12 protein-coding genes are annotated in these 17,829 nt (G+C 42.7%); 6 read left to right on the forward strand and 6 right to left on the reverse strand.

Annotation, left to right across the window (positions count from 1 at the left end):
• Window positions 1–6: 6 nt before the first annotated feature.
• From ACFS5N_RS12715 to ACFS5N_RS12730, 4 genes are all read left to right on the forward strand, one after another.
• On the forward strand, window positions 7–2,862 hold the full coding sequence (locus ACFS5N_RS12715; RefSeq protein ID WP_377185966.1) for an outer membrane beta-barrel protein: 2,856 nt from the start codon (window positions 7–9) through the stop codon (window positions 2,860–2,862).
• 391 nt (window positions 2,863–3,253) lie between these two features.
• Entirely contained in the window at window positions 3,254–5,788 is a 2,535-nt protein-coding gene (locus tag ACFS5N_RS12720; protein ID WP_377185968.1) for an ATP-dependent Clp protease ATP-binding subunit, read from the forward strand.
• A 167-nt stretch (window positions 5,789–5,955) separates the two neighbouring features.
• Window positions 5,956–6,372 carry a hypothetical protein gene (locus ACFS5N_RS12725; protein ID WP_377185970.1) on the forward strand — a complete coding sequence of 139 codons (417 nt, stop codon included), beginning with the start codon at window positions 5,956–5,958 and terminating at the stop codon, window positions 6,370–6,372.
• Between the two features lie 177 nt (window positions 6,373–6,549).
• The gene (locus tag ACFS5N_RS12730; protein ID WP_377185972.1) at window positions 6,550–7,380 is read left to right on the forward strand and encodes a phosphatidylinositol-specific phospholipase C/glycerophosphodiester phosphodiesterase family protein; all 831 of its coding nucleotides are present in this window, start codon (window positions 6,550–6,552) and stop codon (window positions 7,378–7,380) included.
• 8 nt (window positions 7,381–7,388) lie between these two features.
• On the opposite strand, the gene ACFS5N_RS12735 is transcribed toward ACFS5N_RS12730, so the two are convergent.
• From ACFS5N_RS12735 to ACFS5N_RS12755, 5 genes are all read right to left on the reverse strand, one after another.
• Window positions 7,389–8,174, reverse strand: a complete 786-nt coding sequence (locus ACFS5N_RS12735) for a DUF4249 domain-containing protein (RefSeq protein ID WP_377185974.1) — start codon at window positions 8,172–8,174, stop codon at window positions 7,389–7,391.
• Window positions 8,175–8,183: 9 nt separating this feature from the next.
• Window positions 8,184–10,481, reverse strand: coding sequence for a TonB-dependent receptor (locus tag ACFS5N_RS12740; RefSeq protein WP_377185976.1), 2,298 nt, complete (start codon window positions 10,479–10,481; stop codon window positions 8,184–8,186).
• Window positions 10,482–10,665: 184 nt separating this feature from the next.
• Window positions 10,666–11,262: a dihydrofolate reductase family protein gene (locus ACFS5N_RS12745; RefSeq protein ID WP_377185978.1), complete on the reverse strand. Its 597-nt coding sequence runs from the start codon at window positions 11,260–11,262 to the stop codon at window positions 10,666–10,668.
• Between the two features lie 23 nt (window positions 11,263–11,285).
• The gene (locus ACFS5N_RS12750) at window positions 11,286–11,849 is read right to left on the reverse strand and encodes a dihydrofolate reductase family protein (protein WP_377185980.1); all 564 of its coding nucleotides are present in this window, start codon (window positions 11,847–11,849) and stop codon (window positions 11,286–11,288) included.
• A gap of 25 nt (window positions 11,850–11,874) precedes the next feature.
• The gene (locus ACFS5N_RS12755; protein WP_377185982.1) at window positions 11,875–12,255 is read right to left on the reverse strand and encodes a DoxX family protein; all 381 of its coding nucleotides are present in this window, start codon (window positions 12,253–12,255) and stop codon (window positions 11,875–11,877) included.
• A 191-nt stretch (window positions 12,256–12,446) separates the two neighbouring features.
• Here ACFS5N_RS12755 and ACFS5N_RS12760 point away from each other — a divergent pair, with 191 nt between their 5' ends.
• Complete coding sequence (locus ACFS5N_RS12760; protein WP_377185984.1) at window positions 12,447–13,424, forward strand: GlxA family transcriptional regulator; 978 nt, start codon at window positions 12,447–12,449, stop codon at window positions 13,422–13,424.
• Here ACFS5N_RS12760 and ACFS5N_RS12765 read toward each other — a convergent pair.
• Window positions 13,421–14,269, reverse strand: coding sequence for a tetratricopeptide repeat protein (locus tag ACFS5N_RS12765; RefSeq protein WP_377185986.1), 849 nt, complete (start codon window positions 14,267–14,269; stop codon window positions 13,421–13,423). The genes ACFS5N_RS12760 and ACFS5N_RS12765 overlap by 4 nt on opposite strands.
• Before the next feature lie 311 nt (window positions 14,270–14,580).
• Here ACFS5N_RS12765 and ACFS5N_RS12770 point away from each other — a divergent pair, with 311 nt between their 5' ends.
• Window positions 14,581–17,778 carry a glycoside hydrolase family 2 TIM barrel-domain containing protein gene (locus tag ACFS5N_RS12770; RefSeq protein ID WP_377185988.1) on the forward strand — a complete coding sequence of 1,066 codons (3,198 nt, stop codon included), beginning with the start codon at window positions 14,581–14,583 and terminating at the stop codon, window positions 17,776–17,778.
• Window positions 17,779–17,829: the final 51 nt, after the last annotated feature.

The following is a 17,829-nucleotide window of genomic DNA, read 5'->3' on the forward strand; positions in this document are numbered from 1 at the left end:
CGCAACGTGAATAAATATTTAAAAATTGCTTTGCTGTGCTTTTGCGGCTCATTATTATTGAACACCGCCACGGCACAAACCCCTAAAAAGGACACTATTAACGTAGGTACAGTTAGTGCGTTGATGCGCGATAGTGCACATAACTACGTACTGCAATCGGCTACTATGGCTATCTATAAGGTTGAAGGTAATGAACTGGTAAACTATCAATTGACAAATAATTTTGGCCGGTGCCAATTTAAAGATATGCCGGTGGGTACGCCACTATATATATTAGCTACGCATACCGGTTATCAGTCGTTAAAAAGGGAGTTTATCATATCGCCGAAAACAAAAACAATCGATCTGAAAACTTTCAATATGCACCGTTTCGACCTCAATTTGAAAGAGGTTACCATATCGGCGGTGCAGGCCCCGGTAAGTATGCGCGGAGACACTCTGGAGTTTAATGCCAGTGCATTTAAGGTGGATAAGGATGCTACCGTTGGCGATATGTTGCGAAAGCTGCCTGGGGTAACTGTGTGGGCTGATGGAGTTATCACTGTAAACGGTAAAAAGATCAATGAACTGCTGGTTGAAGGTAAACCCTTTTTTGGCGGCGATAATAAAATAGCGCTGGATAACCTGCCAAAAAACTCGGTAGAGAAAGTGCAGGTTTACCAGGATAAAAACGACCCAGACCCGGTAAACCCTAAAACCAATATGAACATTGTCCTCAAAAAAGATAAAAAGGACGGCGTTTTCGGCAAGTTTGGCTTAGGAGGCGGCACGCAGCAACATTATGCCGGCGATGGAATGCTCACTTATTTTTCGCCTAAAACACAAGCTAGTGTGGTTGGTGCATTTAACAACGTAAACAAAATTGCCGGTGACGTAAATACGCTGATGCGTTTTAACTCATTTAAAGGCGAGGGCATAAACGACGACTATCATAGTGATTTCAGAAGAACGGGTGCGAATGTGTTCCGCGGAGGCGGCGCTACGTTTTCGCAGGATTTTAGTAAGGACTCAGACCCCCGACAACCGTATTATAAAACCAATATACTTAGAGCAGAGGTTTTCAGTAGCGATTTGGATAACAAAACCAATACACAAAGTAATACGCTAGTATCACTGGGAAACAACGGGCGTTTGGTTCAAGCTTCTGACAACACCGGTCATAATAACGATTTTAGTATGCGGTCAAACGGTAGCTATCAAAAAAATTCAGAACATAGTAATATAAACGCCAGCTATAGCGTCAATAACACGCAGAGCACTTCACAGGCCAGCCAGATAAGTACATCTTTGAATGATTTAACCCAGGATAAGAGCCAGAGCCTGGCGCAGCAAAATGCTACCAGAAATTCAACCAATGCCAGCGGTTCAATAGACCTATATACTAACAGATGGAATGATTGGGGTACGCATAAAAACAAATCGTTAGATGCCGAATTTAAATATGGGTTTGACCTGGCACACAGCAACGAGGACAGTAAGAACATTACTACTTTCACTGCTACCGATGCTACGCAGAACAAGTATTTTAATCGGCAGTACCAAAAAGATTATGACGCAGGCACACATACTATTCTGACCAATTTCAGAAATGTTACCGACTTGCTGCAACGTCGCGGAAACAGGTGGTTGCAGGTTGATCTGAATAACATTATATACCTGCATTATGAAAATGAAACCGACAACGTTGGTGATCTGGCGTCGGGGGCCTCTGAGTACACGCCTAATGCCAGCTTAACCAATGTTAGTCATTACCGCACTATCGATGAGCGTCCATCGGTAGTACTTACCAAAAACTATTATAAGTCGTTGGATAACAGGTATTTCAAATATTGGCGCTTTACGGCGATGGCGCAAGAGCAGTTCTTCGAGCAGACAAATGAGGCTTTGCAAACTTTTCAGAACTTAAGCCGGTCATATCAATATTTTACACCATCGGCAAATATCTCCTATAACAACAATCAGTATGGCGACTATTCGAAGTCCTATAATCTGGGCTATAATACATCGGTAAATTTTCCAACCATTAATCAGCTGGCCCCTTTAATTGATAACGCCAATGTGTACAGCATTACCATAGGCAACCTGGGTTTAAAGCCATCCTATCAGCACAGTTTAAATTTTAACTATAATTATTACGATCAAAAAAAGAAAAACCCGTTAAATTATAATGTGCGGCTTTCTGCAAATCTTACCAAAAACAATATTGCCGACAGCTCGAATTATGACGAGCTGGGCCGTGTTGTACATCGCTTTATCAACGCTGCCGACAGCAAATCAGCCTACTATAACGGCGGCATCAATAAAGCTTTCAATTTTAAAGATCATCAGTTTCAGCTTTCAGGTAACTCGGGGGTGGGTTACTCCCAATATACAACCAGCGTAAACGGGCACGACTACCTGACGCAGTCAAGCAATTTGAATGCCTCGGCGGTATTAATATATAGCTGGAAATCTATATGGTCGGCCGGAGCCGGTGAGTATTTTTCAGGTTCAAAAACGCAACAGGGGGCGTTAAGCCGATTTACCAATTATACCTGGACAACCAACTTTGGTTTTGCCTTTGCGTTTCCACGAAGCGTGTTCTTTAATACCCGCGTTAATCTTAATAACAACAAAACATCAGCATCAGACCATAACGTGTATTACACCATCTGGAACGCCGACCTGGGCTATCGTTTCCTGAAAAATTCAGAGGGCGAGATTAAGTTTTCACTGCTCGATATCCTGCATCAAAATAAATCGCTTGAGAATTACATCGGCACAAACAGCCTTACCACCACTACCGCAAATGTGCTGCAGCAATACTTTATGCTGACGCTGGCTTATTACCCGCGCCATTTTGGTTTGCATAAGAAGAATTAATCATGGGTTGGTGATTAGAGGTTAAATTGGTATTCACCATTCAACTAATTTCTAATCATCAACCCCTGCCTTAATGTCACAATTACGGGTATGAACTGCCTTTTTTTCCACAATCAGGCACTTTTATTCCTATAGCGGCTAAACTATTGGTGTATTGAGGTATCAAACAGTGGATTAACCGCGTTGTAATATCAAATTAATGCACCTGTTGTTAATTTTTAGCAATAAATGTTGCACAAAGTTTAACTTTTGATACATTGCACATCATAATAATGTCTGATTATTGGCCTGGATAAAACTTGGCAGTAATATTGTTGATAAAATAGGAAAAACATCACGTCCTAAGTATAGCAACTAATTGATATATTAGGACGTAATAATAGGAGTATATATGGAAGCAAAATTTTCGCCACGGGTTAAGGATGTGATACAGTACAGCAGGGAAGAGGCATTGCGCCTTGGACACGACTATATTGGTACAGAACATCTTTTGCTTGGCCTTATCCGCGACGGAGACGGCGTAGCTATAAAACTGCTCAGAGAACTGGCAGTCGATACCGCAAGACTACGTCGCTCTGTTGAAGACGCTGTTAAGGGAACTATAGGAACTAACGTACATATTGGCAGCATTCCGCTAACTAAACAAGCCGAAAAAGTATTGAAGATAACTTACCTTGAAGCTAAAATATTTAAAAGCGATGTGATTGGCACTGAGCACTTGTTGCTGTCTATCCTTCGCGATGAAGATAATATTGCATCACAAATTTTGATGCAGTACAACGTTAACTACGAGATATTTAAAGGCGAGGTTGAATCGCATAAAAATAATATCACCGACGAAATGCCGGGTTCATCAACCGGTGGTGACGACGACTTCAAAGAAGAAGAAGCCTTTAACCAGCCTAAGAAGGTATCTGACATTAAATCAAAGACCCCGGTACTGGATAACTTTGGCCGCGATTTAACCCGCGCTGCCGAGGATGGCAAACTGGACCCGATTGTTGGCCGTGAAAAAGAGATCGAGCGTGTGTCTCAAATCTTATCACGTCGTAAAAAGAACAACCCGATTTTGATTGGCGAACCCGGTGTGGGTAAATCTGCCATTGCTGAAGGCCTGGCGTTGCGTATAGTACAACGCAAAGTATCGCGCGTATTGTTTAACAAACGCGTGGTTACTTTGGACCTCGCTTCGTTAGTAGCAGGTACAAAATACCGCGGTCAGTTTGAAGAGCGTATGAAAGCCGTGATGAACGAGCTGGAAAAATCTCCGGACGTGATTCTGTTCATCGACGAGATCCACACCATTGTAGGTGCCGGCGGAGCTTCTGGTTCATTGGACGCATCAAACATGTTTAAACCGGCATTGGCTCGTGGAGAAATACAATGCATTGGCGCAACAACTTTAGATGAATATCGTCAGTTTATTGAAAAAGACGGTGCTTTAGATCGTCGTTTCCAAAAAGTGATGGTTGAGCCTGCTACACCTGAAGAAACTGTTGAGATATTAAACAGAATTAAAGAAAAATACGAGGAGCATCATGGGGTAACTTATACTCCAGAAGCTATTGAAGCTTGTGTTACTTTAACCACCAGGTATATAACCGATAGATTCTTACCGGACAAAGCTATTGATGCTTTGGATGAATCGGGCTCTCGTGTTCACCTTACCAATATCCATGTTCCGCAAGAGATTTTGGATATTGAGAATAAGATAGAGCAAATTAAGGTTGAAAAAAACAAAGTTGTTCGCAGTCAGAAATATGAAGAGGCAGCTAAATTGCGCGATACCGAAAAGCACTTGCTTGAAGAGTTGGAGCAAGCCAAATCTGCCTGGGAAACTGAGACCAAATCAAAACGTTATACAGTAAGCGAAGATAATGTGGCCGAGGTAGTTTCAATGATGACCGGTATCCCGGTTCAAAAAGTGGGACAAACTGATAGCCAGAAATTATTGAACATGGCTGGTACCATGGGCAACAAAATTATTGGTCAGGATGATGCCATTAAAAAATTAACCCGCGCTATACAACGTACCCGTGCAGGGTTGAAAGATCCTAAAAAACCAATCGGTTCTTTCATTTTCTTAGGTCCTACCGGTGTTGGTAAAACCGAGTTGGCTAAAGAGCTAGCCCGCTTTATGTTTGATACTGAAGATGCTTTGATTCAGATTGACATGAGCGAGTATATGGAGAAATTTGCCGTGTCTCGTTTGGTAGGTGCGCCTCCGGGCTATGTAGGTTATGAAGAAGGCGGGCAGCTGACTGAAAAAGTACGTCGTAAGCCATATGCGGTTGTTTTGTTAGACGAGATTGAGAAAGCTCACCCTGATGTGTTTAACATACTATTGCAGGTTTTAGACGAAGGTCAGTTGACTGATTCATTGGGCCGTAAGGTTGATTTCAGAAATGCCATCATCATCATGACCTCAAACATCGGTGCACGCCAGTTGAAAGACTTTGGTCAGGGTGTAGGTTTCAGCACCAGCGCTAAAACTACGCAGGCCGAGCAGCACTCAAGAGGTGTTATCGAGAATGCTTTGAAACGTGCTTTTGCACCCGAGTTTCTGAACCGTATTGATGATGTGATTGTATTCAACTCATTGGGCGAAGAAGAGATCTTTAAAATTATCGATATCGAGCTGGCTGCATTGTTTGGCCGTGTTAATAGCCTGGGCTTTAAAATTGAGCTTACTTTAGAAGCCAAGAAGTTCATTGCCGAAAAGGGTTATGATTCACAATTTGGTGCGCGTCCGCTAAAACGTGCCATCCAGAAATACCTGGAAGACCCAATTGCTGAAGAAATTTTAAAAGGCGAACTGCACGAAGGTGACACCATGCTGGTTGACTACGACAAAGAAGCCGAAGAGATCAAAATATCTGCTAAAAAAGCTTCGGGCAAAAAGCCTAAACAAGAAGAGCAGAACTAACATTAAAATTATATTATAAAAAAATACCCGCCATACCAGCGGGTATTTTTTTTGTATAATTGCACCGGTTTTCTACCTGCTTAAAAAATAAATACAAAAAAAAGTAAACCTGCGTTAAACCTTTGCGTTTTACTTATATCTTAAAAGATATAAAAAATATTATCGCTATGAAAAAACTACTATCTATCGCTTGTGTGGCCCTTGTTGTGGCGGCTTTAGCTTCATGTAAAAAAACATACGTAACTAATGTTACGCCTAATCAAACATTTACCTCGACAATCACTCCGTCGCAATGGGCACAAACAACCGATGGTAAAGCAGATTCAGTTTCAATTAAATTACCTGCTGCATCTAACTTTTTTATCAATGACAGCGATGCTACCTTGGTTTATTTCTCATATTTCCAGGGCGTATATGAACAAATTCCAGAAGTTTATAACGGTGTTTCTTACAGCTATTTTCATTATGTAAACAATGGAAACCTTTATATGGTACTTTACGCACAGCCTATTAATGGCGGTACACCTGTTAAGCCAACAGATAACGTGTTTGTGAAATTGGTATTAATACCTTCAAATTTATAAGTCAATAAAATTTTATATTAGTTTATTAGGTAAAAGGCCGGCCATATTTTTGGTTGGCCTTTTTAATTTGCTGTCCGGTTAAGCCAAAATTAGAATTACATTAAATTTAACCAGAAGGCTTTTATTTGTCATAGAAGAGTCATAGCTTTATAAGTAACTACAAGGTTATAACTATAAATGCTAGTACCCCTGCTTAACGCCCGCTTTTTTAATACGCTGTTTATTGCGCTTTTTTTGCTCTCTCCTGGGTTTGCCAACGCGCAATCTGTTACGCTCGCCAATGGTTTTGCGCACAATGATTACCGCCACAGGCGCCCCTTATTTGATGCTGAGAATAACGGCTATACGCATATTGAGGCCGATGTTTTTTTACACGATAATAAACTGGTAGTAGCGCACATTAATCCTTATTTTAAGAAAAACCGCACGCTGGAGAACTTATATCTGGCTCCACTTTTTGAACAGGTACAAGCTAATAACGGCAACGTTTACCAGGGGCACAAAGACCCGGTTACGTTAATGATAGACATTAAAACCGGCGCGCAAAAAACTTATGCGGCCCTGCAAGCCGTACTTGAAAAATATAGATCAATGCTGTCAAGTTATGACGACGGTATTGTGACTACCCGGGCGGTAACCATCGTGCTATCGGGACATAAACCCTATGATGCTGTAAAAGCTGCTAAAAATCGACTGGTATTTATTGATGAAGACTTGCGCAGGGTTGAGCGCGATACCATTGCTAACGTGTCGCAAATGGCTAGCTGTAAATATTCCAAACTATTGAAATGGAGAGGCAACGGTATGATGTCCATGCACGAAAGACAGCGTTTGCTTAATTACGTGCAGCTGGCTCATAAAAATGGCGAACAGGTAAGGCTTTGGGCTTCGCCAGATAATAAAATTGTTTGGAAAGAGATACTAAGCTGCGGTGTCGACTTAATCAATACCGACAAATTAGCTACTTTAAGAGATTTTTTGGTTGCGCGTTCAGCCCAGGCAAAGTAAAATACGCTTTAAGGAATCACAATATTTCGATGTTCGGTAGTATGCACGCTAAAATATCCCAGCGCACTACCCTCAACAAAATTACCCTGTGGGTTTGTTGGTGTTGTTGACGTAAAGCTATTAGATTGAAGCTCAAAAGTATTCCAGTAATTGTAGATATTTTGTTCAATACATTGCATTTCAATATCCACATGGTCGCCGCTTTGCAGTTTGATGTCGTCTTCGTATAAATAAGCCTGCACCAAATGACCGTCATTAAACTGGTCGTCACGGGTAAATACCCGCTTTACCTGCACCCCGTTTACATACAGAATAAATCGATAGTAATTTGCCTCATTAGGTGGGTCGCGGTAAAAAACAATAACCGTTTTCTGGGCATTGGTGCCAATAGTTTGCACCGATAAGGCAATTGAGTCAATAAGTACCTTTTTCGGCATGGTTGAGGCTGCTACATAATTTTTCCCGTTAGCATTTACCCTTAACTGATACGTCCGGTTATAGGCACCCGCAAAGGATGTGGAGTAATAAGCGCCGGGCGCACGTTCAATCAAAGTAATTTCGTGCCCGTCCTGATTAATCATTTTTACCGTGGCGCCTCTAACCGGTTGATATTTATTGGGGCTGTCCAGCGGAGCGCTAAGGGTAAGAAATACCGGCTGCGGGCCAAGCTCATCGGTTATATTGCCTTCAATAACCAATTGGGGGGCAGTACTGCTTAGTTTTAAATCAATTACCTTTTTGCAGGAAGCCCAGCTAATGGCAAGTATTATTAAAAGTGCTAATCTGTACCTCATTGTCATAGCTTAATAAGTAAAGTTATAAGTTACAGACGGAATACGCCCAAATAAACTGGTCATTACGGCCTGTGTGCGGGTTGGGTTTTTCGGGTCGTCCTGGAAAGTTATTGTATACGGATTTTTGTGATCGTAGGCATTATATAAACCAAATGTCCAGCTTGAGTGGAAACGTTTGTGTGCTTTGCCCTCAAATGTTGCTCCCAGGTCAAGCCGATGGTACGCAGGCATTCTATCTGAGTTACGATCGGCATAGTAGAAAGTTGTTAAGCCGCCAATATGATATTTGCCATGCGGATAAGTTACTGCATTGCCCGTGCCATAAACAAATGTGCCTGAAAGTGTCCAGCGGTTGCTCAGTTTATAGATGCCAACAAGTGATATATCATGTGTACGGTCATGCGTAGCAGCAAAATAATGACCATCGTTCACGCCGTCAAACTTGTTTTCGGTTTTTGACAGCGTGTAGCCAATCCATCCGTTTAGGCGGCCATAGTGTTTTTTAAAGAAAAGTTCAAGCCCGTAAGCGCGCCCACGTCCATAAATAAGCTGCGACTCCACATCCTGATTGGCAATAAGCTGTGCGCCGTTTTTATAGTCAATCTGGTTTTGCATGCTTTTATAATAGATCTCTGACGAAAATTCGTATTGGTTGTTGGACAGGTTTTTGAAATACCCCAGAGCCACCTGGTCTGACACCCCCGGCTTGATATTGTTACTGCTCATTACATATAAGTCGCTCGGTGAGCCTGATGTTGAGTTAGATATAAGGTGGATATTTTGTGTGTTACGGTTATAAGATGCCTTTACTGAGGTCTGTTCATTTAGCTTATAACTTAATGAAAAACGCGGCTCGGGATTAGCATAGGTTTTTACAATTCCTCTGTCAGCGTAAATCTGGTAAAATTGCAGAACATCTGTTGCACTGTAGGTGCTGAATTTGCCTGGCCCTAATAATGAAAATAGTGAGTAACGTATGCCGTATAATAGATCCAGCTTATCAGTCAACTTCCAATCGTCAGAAATATAAGCGGCTGCTTCTATGCCATAACGCTCTTGTATTGTTTGCGGGTTTACTTCAGACGCACTGGATGATGTAATATCGCCCGGAGCTATGGAATGGTATGTGCCATTGATACCAAAACAGAGCGTATTCTTATCTGATGCGAAGTATTGAAAATCTTCTTTCAAACTATAATCCCGTATATGCGAGCGTACTTTAAAATCACTGTTAGACGTGAAGCTTTCAATCAGGAAATTATAGTTGCTGTAAATTAGCGACGAATTGAGGAACAATTTGTTGTTAAAAATATGGGTAAACCTAATGGTAGCTGTCTGGTTGCCCCAATTGGTTCCAAAATTATCTTTTAACCCCAAAACGTCCTTCCCAAAATATCCCGACAGGTACAGCGTGTTTTTGTCGTCAAAACGATAATGAAATTTAGCGTTTAAATCGTAAAAATATAAGCTGGCGCCACGGGTATTTGAGTCCGGCGAAAGTTTCAAAAACACATCTGCATAGGTACGGCGGGCGCTGATCATGAATGAGCTTTTATCGGCCACTACGGGTCCTTCAACTTTTAGCCGGGACGCAATTAGGCCTATGCCGCCTTGTATGTTAAAATTTTTGTCGTTGCCATCAAGCATTTTGATATCCAGCACCGATGACTCCCGGCCGCCATATTGAGCCGGCATACCGCCTTTGTACAGGCTTACGTCTTTTATGGCATCCGAGTTAAACGTAGAGAAAAAACCAAACAGATGCGAAGCGTTATAAACCACGGCTTCATCCAGCAATACCAGGTTTTGGTCTGAATTACCACCACGTACATAAAAGCCGGTGTTTCCGTCGCCTGTTGACTTTACCCCCGGCAGCAACTGAATGGTTTTAATAACATCTTTTTCTCCAAATATTACCGGCACATTGTTTATCTGGCTCAAATCAAGCCTGTTTACACCCATTTGCGGGTTGTCAATGTTTTCGGTTTTATTCGCCTTGCCGTTTACAGATACTTCTTGCAGTGTGTTGTCGTTAATCAGCAAAACATCCAATTGTGCGTCCTGGCTCAGTTTAACCGGTTGGGTAACCATAGCGTAGCCTACATAGCTGATAACTAAGTTATAATTGCCACCTGGGGCGGTTAATGAAAAAAAGCCGTAGCTGTTAGTAGTGGCGCCACTGTGTGGCAACTCCTTAAGCCTGATGGTAGCACCTATAAGTGTTTCGCCCGTGGCGGCATCTTTTACCGTGCCGCTTATTGTATAATTCTTTTGCGCATGAGCAACCCCCGCAAGGCAAACAAACATTAGCAAAAAAATAATATAAAGTAAGCGTTTATGCATATAAGCTATTTGGCTATGGCATAGTGTGTTTAATGCCAGCAGCCAGGTGATAAATTGGTATTAATACCCAAAGATATTACTCCGGAACGTTTATAACGCACGAAATGAACAAATAGCATAAACACGTTTAACTTTAAGCAAGATACGCTTAAACTGCCTTAGGCGTTGCCGGGTGAGTTACCAACCCGGCACTATATTGAAGTACCGCCACACCTGATGATAATATTTTTGAACTCAGCAGCTCCAACTGCTGGTGTTTATAAAACAAAGGTATGCCCCGCCCTATGGTCACGGGGTAAATCCATAGCAGATACTCATCTACCAAATTAAACTTGTGGAGATATTGCACCAGCTTATGGCTGCCATAAACCATAATGTTTTTACCTTGCTGCTGCTTAAGCTTTAAAATTTCATTGGGGAGGCGGGATGATATTACCTGCGAGTTTTCCCACCTTGGCTTTTTAAGTGTGGTTGAACACACTATTTTTTTGCACCCGTTTATCATGGTAGCATAAGCCAAATCGCTGCGCGATAATAACAGGCTGGTACTTACAGCGGGCCAGTAGGCAGCCATTGCGCTGTAAGTATTTTTGCCTAAAAGTATAGTGTCGGCGGTATTCAGGTGTTGCGCCAGCAGGTCAGACATATCGGGTGTCCAGTTTTGAATGTGCCAGTCCAGTCCGCCATCACTCGAAGCCATAAATCCGTCAAGCGTAACATTCATTGATACTATTATGCGCCGCATATCAATCCCCGCCTTTTGTTAATTTATGCCGGCGCGTATTTCAACGCCACAATGCCAACGTCAAATGTTTGTGCATTTACCAGTTTTAAGGCCAGTTTTCCGTCCGGTAGCTTAAATATCGGCATGCCATTACCAATAGCTGCAGGGTTAACAAAAAGATTATATTCGTCAACCAACCCGGCTTTAATTAGCGCTGATGCGAAACCTGCGCCACCATAGGTAATGATAACGCCACCGTCTTTTGCCTTTAACTTTTTTATCTCATCAACAAGGTCGCCGGCTGCAACGGTAGCATTTGCCCACATAGATGTGTTTAGTGTTTTGGAGAATACCACCTTGGGCGTATCCACCATTTTGCGGCTAAACTCGTCATCGCCTTCGGGCGTTTTTATGGCCGCTTCCCAATGCGGAATAAAACCTTCGGCCAGTTTTCGGCCCATTACAATAGTGTCTATGTTATGGTTTAGTTCCTTAACATAGGCTTTGATGTCATCGCCCCACCCCCACGACATCCAGTCCATCTCGCCATTCGGTCCAGCCACATATCCATCAATGGATATTTGTATCTGTAGTTTTAATTTTCTCATGTTCTTGAGTTTGACAGGCAGGAGATTATGCTTTTACTAAAGCTTCCTTTTTAAGATGATAGATGTAAGCCGCTGCTGCCAATGCCAGAAAAATAAACATAAAGTACCACGGACCTTCAGTTTTTGGTGCGCAGTAAAGTGAATAGGTAGCACTGATTAAGTCGAAGGTTAAACCGGCATATGCCCATTCTTTTAAGCGCGATGGCAAACTCGGAATAATAATGGTTAAAGCCCCTAAAACTTTGGCGACACCAATATATGGTATAAAATATAATGGGTAACCCAGCATACCGTGCATACCTTTAACAGCATCAGGCGATGACATAATATCAGGAATTCCTGAACCAAACATTACAAAGGCAAATAATCCATTAAATAGCCAGAATAAAATTTTTGTAGTTTTCATTTTTTAATTGTTTTAAGTGAGTGATTGTTTTTGAGTGATACACGATACAAATGTACAACCGCATAAACCCCGCTGTGACGTTAAGTTGAGACATTGTAAGGGGTGATTTGAGACATTAGGTTTTTTGTTTGAAGGCTTTTAGTAAATTTGATAAAGCGCTTGTTGAAATACAAGATTTACCAATAATAAAGATGAAGCACGTTTCAATTTTAGTCCCTTACGATTCAGTATTGGCCGCCATTTTTGACCCCCGGTATATATTATCCGCTGTAAATCAGTTTTTGATTGATGCAGGTAAAGAGCCCGCTTTTGATATAAAGTTAATAGGGCTTGAGCCGCAAATACAACTAAGCGGCGGCGTTTTTTCAGTCAATATAGATGCGCTGTGTAAAGATGTCGAAAAGACTGACCTGGTGATTATCCCCGCCTTGAGCGGCGACATGCGAACCAGTATAGCCCGTAACAGGGAACTGGTGCCATGGATTGTCGACCAATATCATAAGGGTGCCGAAGTTACTTCGCTTTGCCTGGGTGCGTTCCTGCTGGCCGAAACCGGTTTGTTGGATGGCAAAGAATGCTCAACCCATTGGCTGTTTGCTAATGATTTCAGGGCAATGTTTCCAAACGTAACTTTGACTGATGGCAGCATTATTACTGAAACGGAGCATTTGTACTCAAGCGGTGGTGCATCATCTTATTGGAATTTGCTGCTGCACATTGTCGAGAAATATGTGGGGCGTGAAATGGCAATACGTGCTTCAAAGTTTTTTGCTATCGAGATCGACCGTAAAAGTCAATCGCCATTTATCATGTTTAACGGCCAAAAGCGGCACGAGGACGAACCAATTAAAAAAGCGCAGGAATTCATTGAAGAAAATCTTGCCGAAAAAATATCTATTGAAGATTTGGCTGCGCGTTTTGCCATTGGCCGCCGGCATTTTATCCGCAGGTTTAAAAAGGCCACCAATAACACCCCTGCCGAGTACATTCAACGTGTAAAGATTGAAGCTGCCAAAAAACATCTGGAAAATACAGCCAAAAACATTAACGAGGTAATGTATGATGTTGGCTATACCGATGTAAAAGCATTCAGAACGGTATTCAAGAAGATAACCGGCCTATCGCCGATAGATTATAAACACCGTTACAACCGCCAGAACGCAGCTTAGTTTATCGGCGTATCCATTAGGTGCGACAGATTAATTGCCTGCTGTGACCCCGGAGCAACCCACTTTTTGGCCTCGGCGGCCCATTGAGCAAACTTTGGTTTGTTTTTTTGATTATAATAGATCAAGCAGATATTATAAGATAGTTCCGCTTTTTGTTCGGTAGTACAGTATGGCAAAGCTGCCTGGTAGTTTTGCTCGGCTTTGTCCATTTGGTTCGAAAATACCTCTTCATGTATCAGTGCCTTATAAAGGCCGAAATCGGTAGGCCTTGCCGCCAGCGACTGACGCAACAGTGCTTCTGCTTTATCATATTGGTGTGTGGCTTCATAATAAAAGGCATACTCATAATCAAGCCCCGGAAAATCAGGGGCAATCTTTTTGATCCTGTCAAGGTATATCAGCGCTTTGGCGTTTTCATGCCATTCGTTATAGGTGAAGGCCCATTTTTGTAAATAAGCTGGCGAGGTACTGTCAATCTTCATGCTATCCAACCATCTCGGTCTGGCTTTTATCTGCAACTCATCGAACCGGCTTTCAGGTATCCAGGCTACCCGGGTATTACTATATTCTAAATGAATATTTTGAAGAGCGCCCGCAGGTGTTTTTGTGGGTACAAAAACGTTGTCTTTTACTTTATAGGTGCCCTCGCTGTGAACCGCCAAACCTAGTTTAGGATCCATATAAATATAACCGTAACGGTAGGTGCTGTCCTGGTTAGTGTAAAGCGACGTCCAGTGGTTGGTGCTTTCTATATAGCGTTTGTCAAAGGTTAGTTTGGCATGTTCCTTTTGTTTACACGCGGTAAACACGATGACACAGCTAAAAATTGCAAAAAAATATTTCATTACAGCGGGATACCTGGGTTTATAACGCTGCTAAATTAGCTAAGCGGGCAAACATATACAACTGCTTTGTAAAATCCTGATAACTGCAAACGTTTGCACAGAAAGCAGTTACAGATATCTCTCAAAATAAATATTTTTAGCCCGGGTTAGCTAACAATCACAATAAAATTATTACGAATGATAAGTGCGCAAATCCGGCAAAAATTCGTTAAAAAGCTATACTTTTAACGTCGATACTATGAACACACCAATGCGGTTGTTTGAGCTGCCGCAATGACCTTTATACTCCAATAAATTAATAATACAACACAATGAACAAAGTCTTATTTAAAAAAGAACTTGTATTACTGCTACCGATGCTGATATGCGGCTTCAAAGCAAGTAAAGCGCAACAAGCTGATAATACCTTTCTGTCGGTGGCCGACACGGCCTCTGTACCGAAAGAGATTGAGGACCCTGAAATTACAGGTATCAACAAAGAGCCGTACCACGCTACGCTGATGCCCTACAATACGCTGGCCGAGGCATTGAAAGCAAACCGCCGTGCGTCCTCATTAGCTATCAGTTTAAACGGTATGTGGAAGTTTAACTGGGTTGACTGGCCGCAAAAACGCCCGGTAAATTTCTATAAAGCCAATTATGATGTATCTAAATGGAAAGACATCAAAGTGCCGTCAAACTTCCAGGTTGAAGGTTATGGTACGCCGTATTATAGTAATTATACTTATATCTTCCAGAAAGATTATCCGCACGTAATGACGCAACCTAAAAACCCGAAATACACTGCGGTTAAAGAACGCAACCCGGTAGGTAGCTATCGCCGCGATTTTAATGTGCCGGCTAATTGGAGCGGTCGCAGAATATTCATCACTTTTGACGGCGTTGACGCAGGTTTCTTTTTGTGGGTTAATGGCAAAAAAGTGGGGTACAGCGTAAACAGCCGCAACGCTGCCGAGTTCGATCTGACTAAATATGTGCATCCGGGTAAAAACATGATTGCTGCTGAAGTTTACCGCTTCACTGTGGGTAGCTACCTGGAAGATCAGGACATGTGGCGTTTGAGTGGTATTTTCCGTAACGTAACCCTATGGAGCGCCCCGCAAGAACATATCCGCGACTTTTTTATTCACACCAACCTTGATGCACATTATAAAGATGCCGACCTGGTGGTGCAATCAAAAGTTAAAAATTACAGCGACAAAGCTGTTCCGGCACGCCAGTTATTAGTGACGCTTTACAATGGTAATGTAAAAGTTCCCGGAGCTGCCGTTAAGAAAAATATACCGGCACTGGCCCCGGGTGAGGAAACTGTGGTTCAAACCAGCTTCCATGTAAGTAATCCGCAGAAATGGACTGCCGAGACGCCTAAATTATATACTACCGTTATCAACCTGAACGAAGGTGCTAAAACCATTGAAACCATTTCACAACGTACCGGTTTCCGGTCGATAGAAATTAAAGGCCGTTTGTTCCTGGTTAATGGCGTGCCAATTAAACTAAAAGGTGTTAACCGCCACGAAAACTGGCCTGACGATGGTCATGCAATTACCGAGGAGCAAATGATTCGCGATATTGTACTGATCAAGCAAACCAATAGCAACCACGTACGTACCTGCCATTACTCTGACGACCCTCGCTGGTATGAGCTGTGCGACGAGTACGGTATTTATCTGGTAGCCGAAGCTAACTTAGAGTGCCATGGCGCCTGGGATCAGTTTAACGAAGAGCCAACTATCAAGAAAGCTTTGATTGACCGAAACGTGGCCAATGTCGAAGAATTTAAAAATCATGCGTCAGTAATCATCTGGTCGTTGGGTAACGAGTGCGGTAGTGGCGGCAGCAATTTTCGCGCTATTTTAGCGGCCATTAAGGGTATAGATCCGAGCCGCCCAACTCATTATCAGGGCTTTGGTATTGGCAGTAAAAACCCTGCCGATATTGACAGCGAAATGTACACCAATGTTTACGATGTTGAAAAGCACGCAACTGATGCTACGCTGACTAAGCCATTCTACCTGTGCGAGTATGCACACGCCATGTTTAACTCAATGGGCTCGGTTGACGTTTATAATGATCTGTTCGACAAATATCCAAACCTGTTAGGTGGCGCTATCTGGGAATGGCAAGATCAGGGTATCTATAACAACCGTGATCCAAAACATCCTATCACAGCTTATGGTGGCGGTTTCGGCGAATATCCGAACGATCATTACTTCATCCACAAAGGTGTTGTGTTTTCAGACCGTCGCCCAAAACCACACTATCCTGAGCTTAAACATGCTTACCAGTGGATTTCGATCAAAGCGAAAAATCTGGATAAAAAAGCGTTCACTATTAAAAACCGTTACCAGTTTATCAACCTGAATAACCTGGATGCTAAATGGGAACTGAGTGAAAATGGTACCGTAATATCATCGGGCAATATTTCGCCAGGTTTGATCAACCCTGGCCAGGATAAAGACATTACCCTGCCTTATGTAGTGCCAAACAAACCGGGTGCCGAGTACTTCCTGCGCATTTCATTCCAATTAGGTGCTGATAAAATGTGGGCTAAGCGTGGTTTTGAAGTTGCCGAGCAACAGTTTGAACTGGGTACACCCACACCGGCTGTTGCCAATAAAGCTCAAGGCGCTAACCTTACTTTAAATAATGGCAGCAGCGATATTAAAGTAAAAGGCGCTGACTTTAACCTGGTGTTCGACAAAAACCTGGGTACTTTCACCAAAATAGAGAAAGACGGCGAAAACATTATCAGAGAAAACGGCGGCCCGATGTTGCACCTTTGGCGTGCACCGCACCAAATTGACGATATGTGGGCCTACCGTGACTGGGTTAAAAGCGGCCTGAAAGAAATTAAATGGACTGCTGCCGATGTAAAAGCGGTACAACTGGCGCCAAACGTAGTGCAAATAAGCGCTAACTTAACCGGCGTTGGCCAGCAAAACTTTGTAGTGCGCCATAACGTGGTATACACTATCAATGGTAAAGGCGAGATCAAGGCTGAAAACAAGGTTGACTTTAGCGACCCTAAACTGGTACTGGCCCGCATTGGGGTGCGTATGTTCCTGAATAAGGACCTGAACCAGTTTGATTATCTGGGCCGTGGCCCGATGGAAAACTATGCCGATCGTAAACGCGGATCGGACGTGGGCCACTATTCTAGCAGCGTGGTTAACCAAATGACAGGTTATGAAAAACCAATGGAGCAGGGTAACCACGAAGACGTGCGTTGGGCAAACGTTACAGCGGCAAGCGGCCTGGGCCTGAAAGTTAAACAGGTTGACTCAGTAATGCAGGTAAGCGCTTTGCCTTACAGCGATGAAGAAATGGAGCCCGTTGAGTACAAGATAGATCTGCCAAAAAGCAAAGGTACTGTCCTTAACATTGATCACCGCACCTTGGGTGCGGGTTCAAACGGTTGTGGTCCGCGCCCGTTGGAGCAATACCAACCACACGCCTTAGCCAGCAGCTTTACTTATGAGCTTGACCTTGCAAAAGCAAAAAAGTAATACTTAAAATAGTTGTATAGACAACGTTATACAAAAAGGGCGCAATTTGCG

This window comes from Mucilaginibacter ximonensis, from assembly GCF_042686265.1.
Classification (GTDB): Bacteria; Bacteroidota; Bacteroidia; order Sphingobacteriales; family Sphingobacteriaceae; genus Mucilaginibacter; species Mucilaginibacter ximonensis.

Coding starts and splice junctions, on each gene's coding strand:
- ACFS5N_RS12755 (WP_377185982.1), bottom strand. CDS start 12,255: ATGAAAACTACAAAAATTTTATTCTGGCTATTTAATGGATTATTTGCC.
- ACFS5N_RS12770 (WP_377185988.1), top strand. CDS start 14,581: ATGAACAAAGTCTTATTTAAAAAAGAACTTGTATTACTGCTACCGATG.
- ACFS5N_RS12730 (WP_377185972.1), top strand. CDS start 6,550: ATGCTAGTACCCCTGCTTAACGCCCGCTTTTTTAATACGCTGTTTATT.
- ACFS5N_RS12765 (WP_377185986.1), bottom strand. CDS start 14,269: ATGAAATATTTTTTTGCAATTTTTAGCTGTGTCATCGTGTTTACCGCG.
- ACFS5N_RS12760 (WP_377185984.1), top strand. CDS start 12,447: ATGAAGCACGTTTCAATTTTAGTCCCTTACGATTCAGTATTGGCCGCC.
- ACFS5N_RS12750 (WP_377185980.1), bottom strand. CDS start 11,849: ATGAGAAAATTAAAACTACAGATACAAATATCCATTGATGGATATGTG.
- ACFS5N_RS12735 (WP_377185974.1), bottom strand. CDS start 8,174: ATGAGGTACAGATTAGCACTTTTAATAATACTTGCCATTAGCTGGGCT.
- ACFS5N_RS12745 (WP_377185978.1), bottom strand. CDS start 11,262: ATGCGGCGCATAATAGTATCAATGAATGTTACGCTTGACGGATTTATG.
- ACFS5N_RS12725 (WP_377185970.1), top strand. CDS start 5,956: ATGAAAAAACTACTATCTATCGCTTGTGTGGCCCTTGTTGTGGCGGCT.
- ACFS5N_RS12740 (WP_377185976.1), bottom strand. CDS start 10,481: ATGTTTGTTTGCCTTGCGGGGGTTGCTCATGCGCAAAAGAATTATACA.
- ACFS5N_RS12720 (WP_377185968.1), top strand. CDS start 3,254: ATGGAAGCAAAATTTTCGCCACGGGTTAAGGATGTGATACAGTACAGC.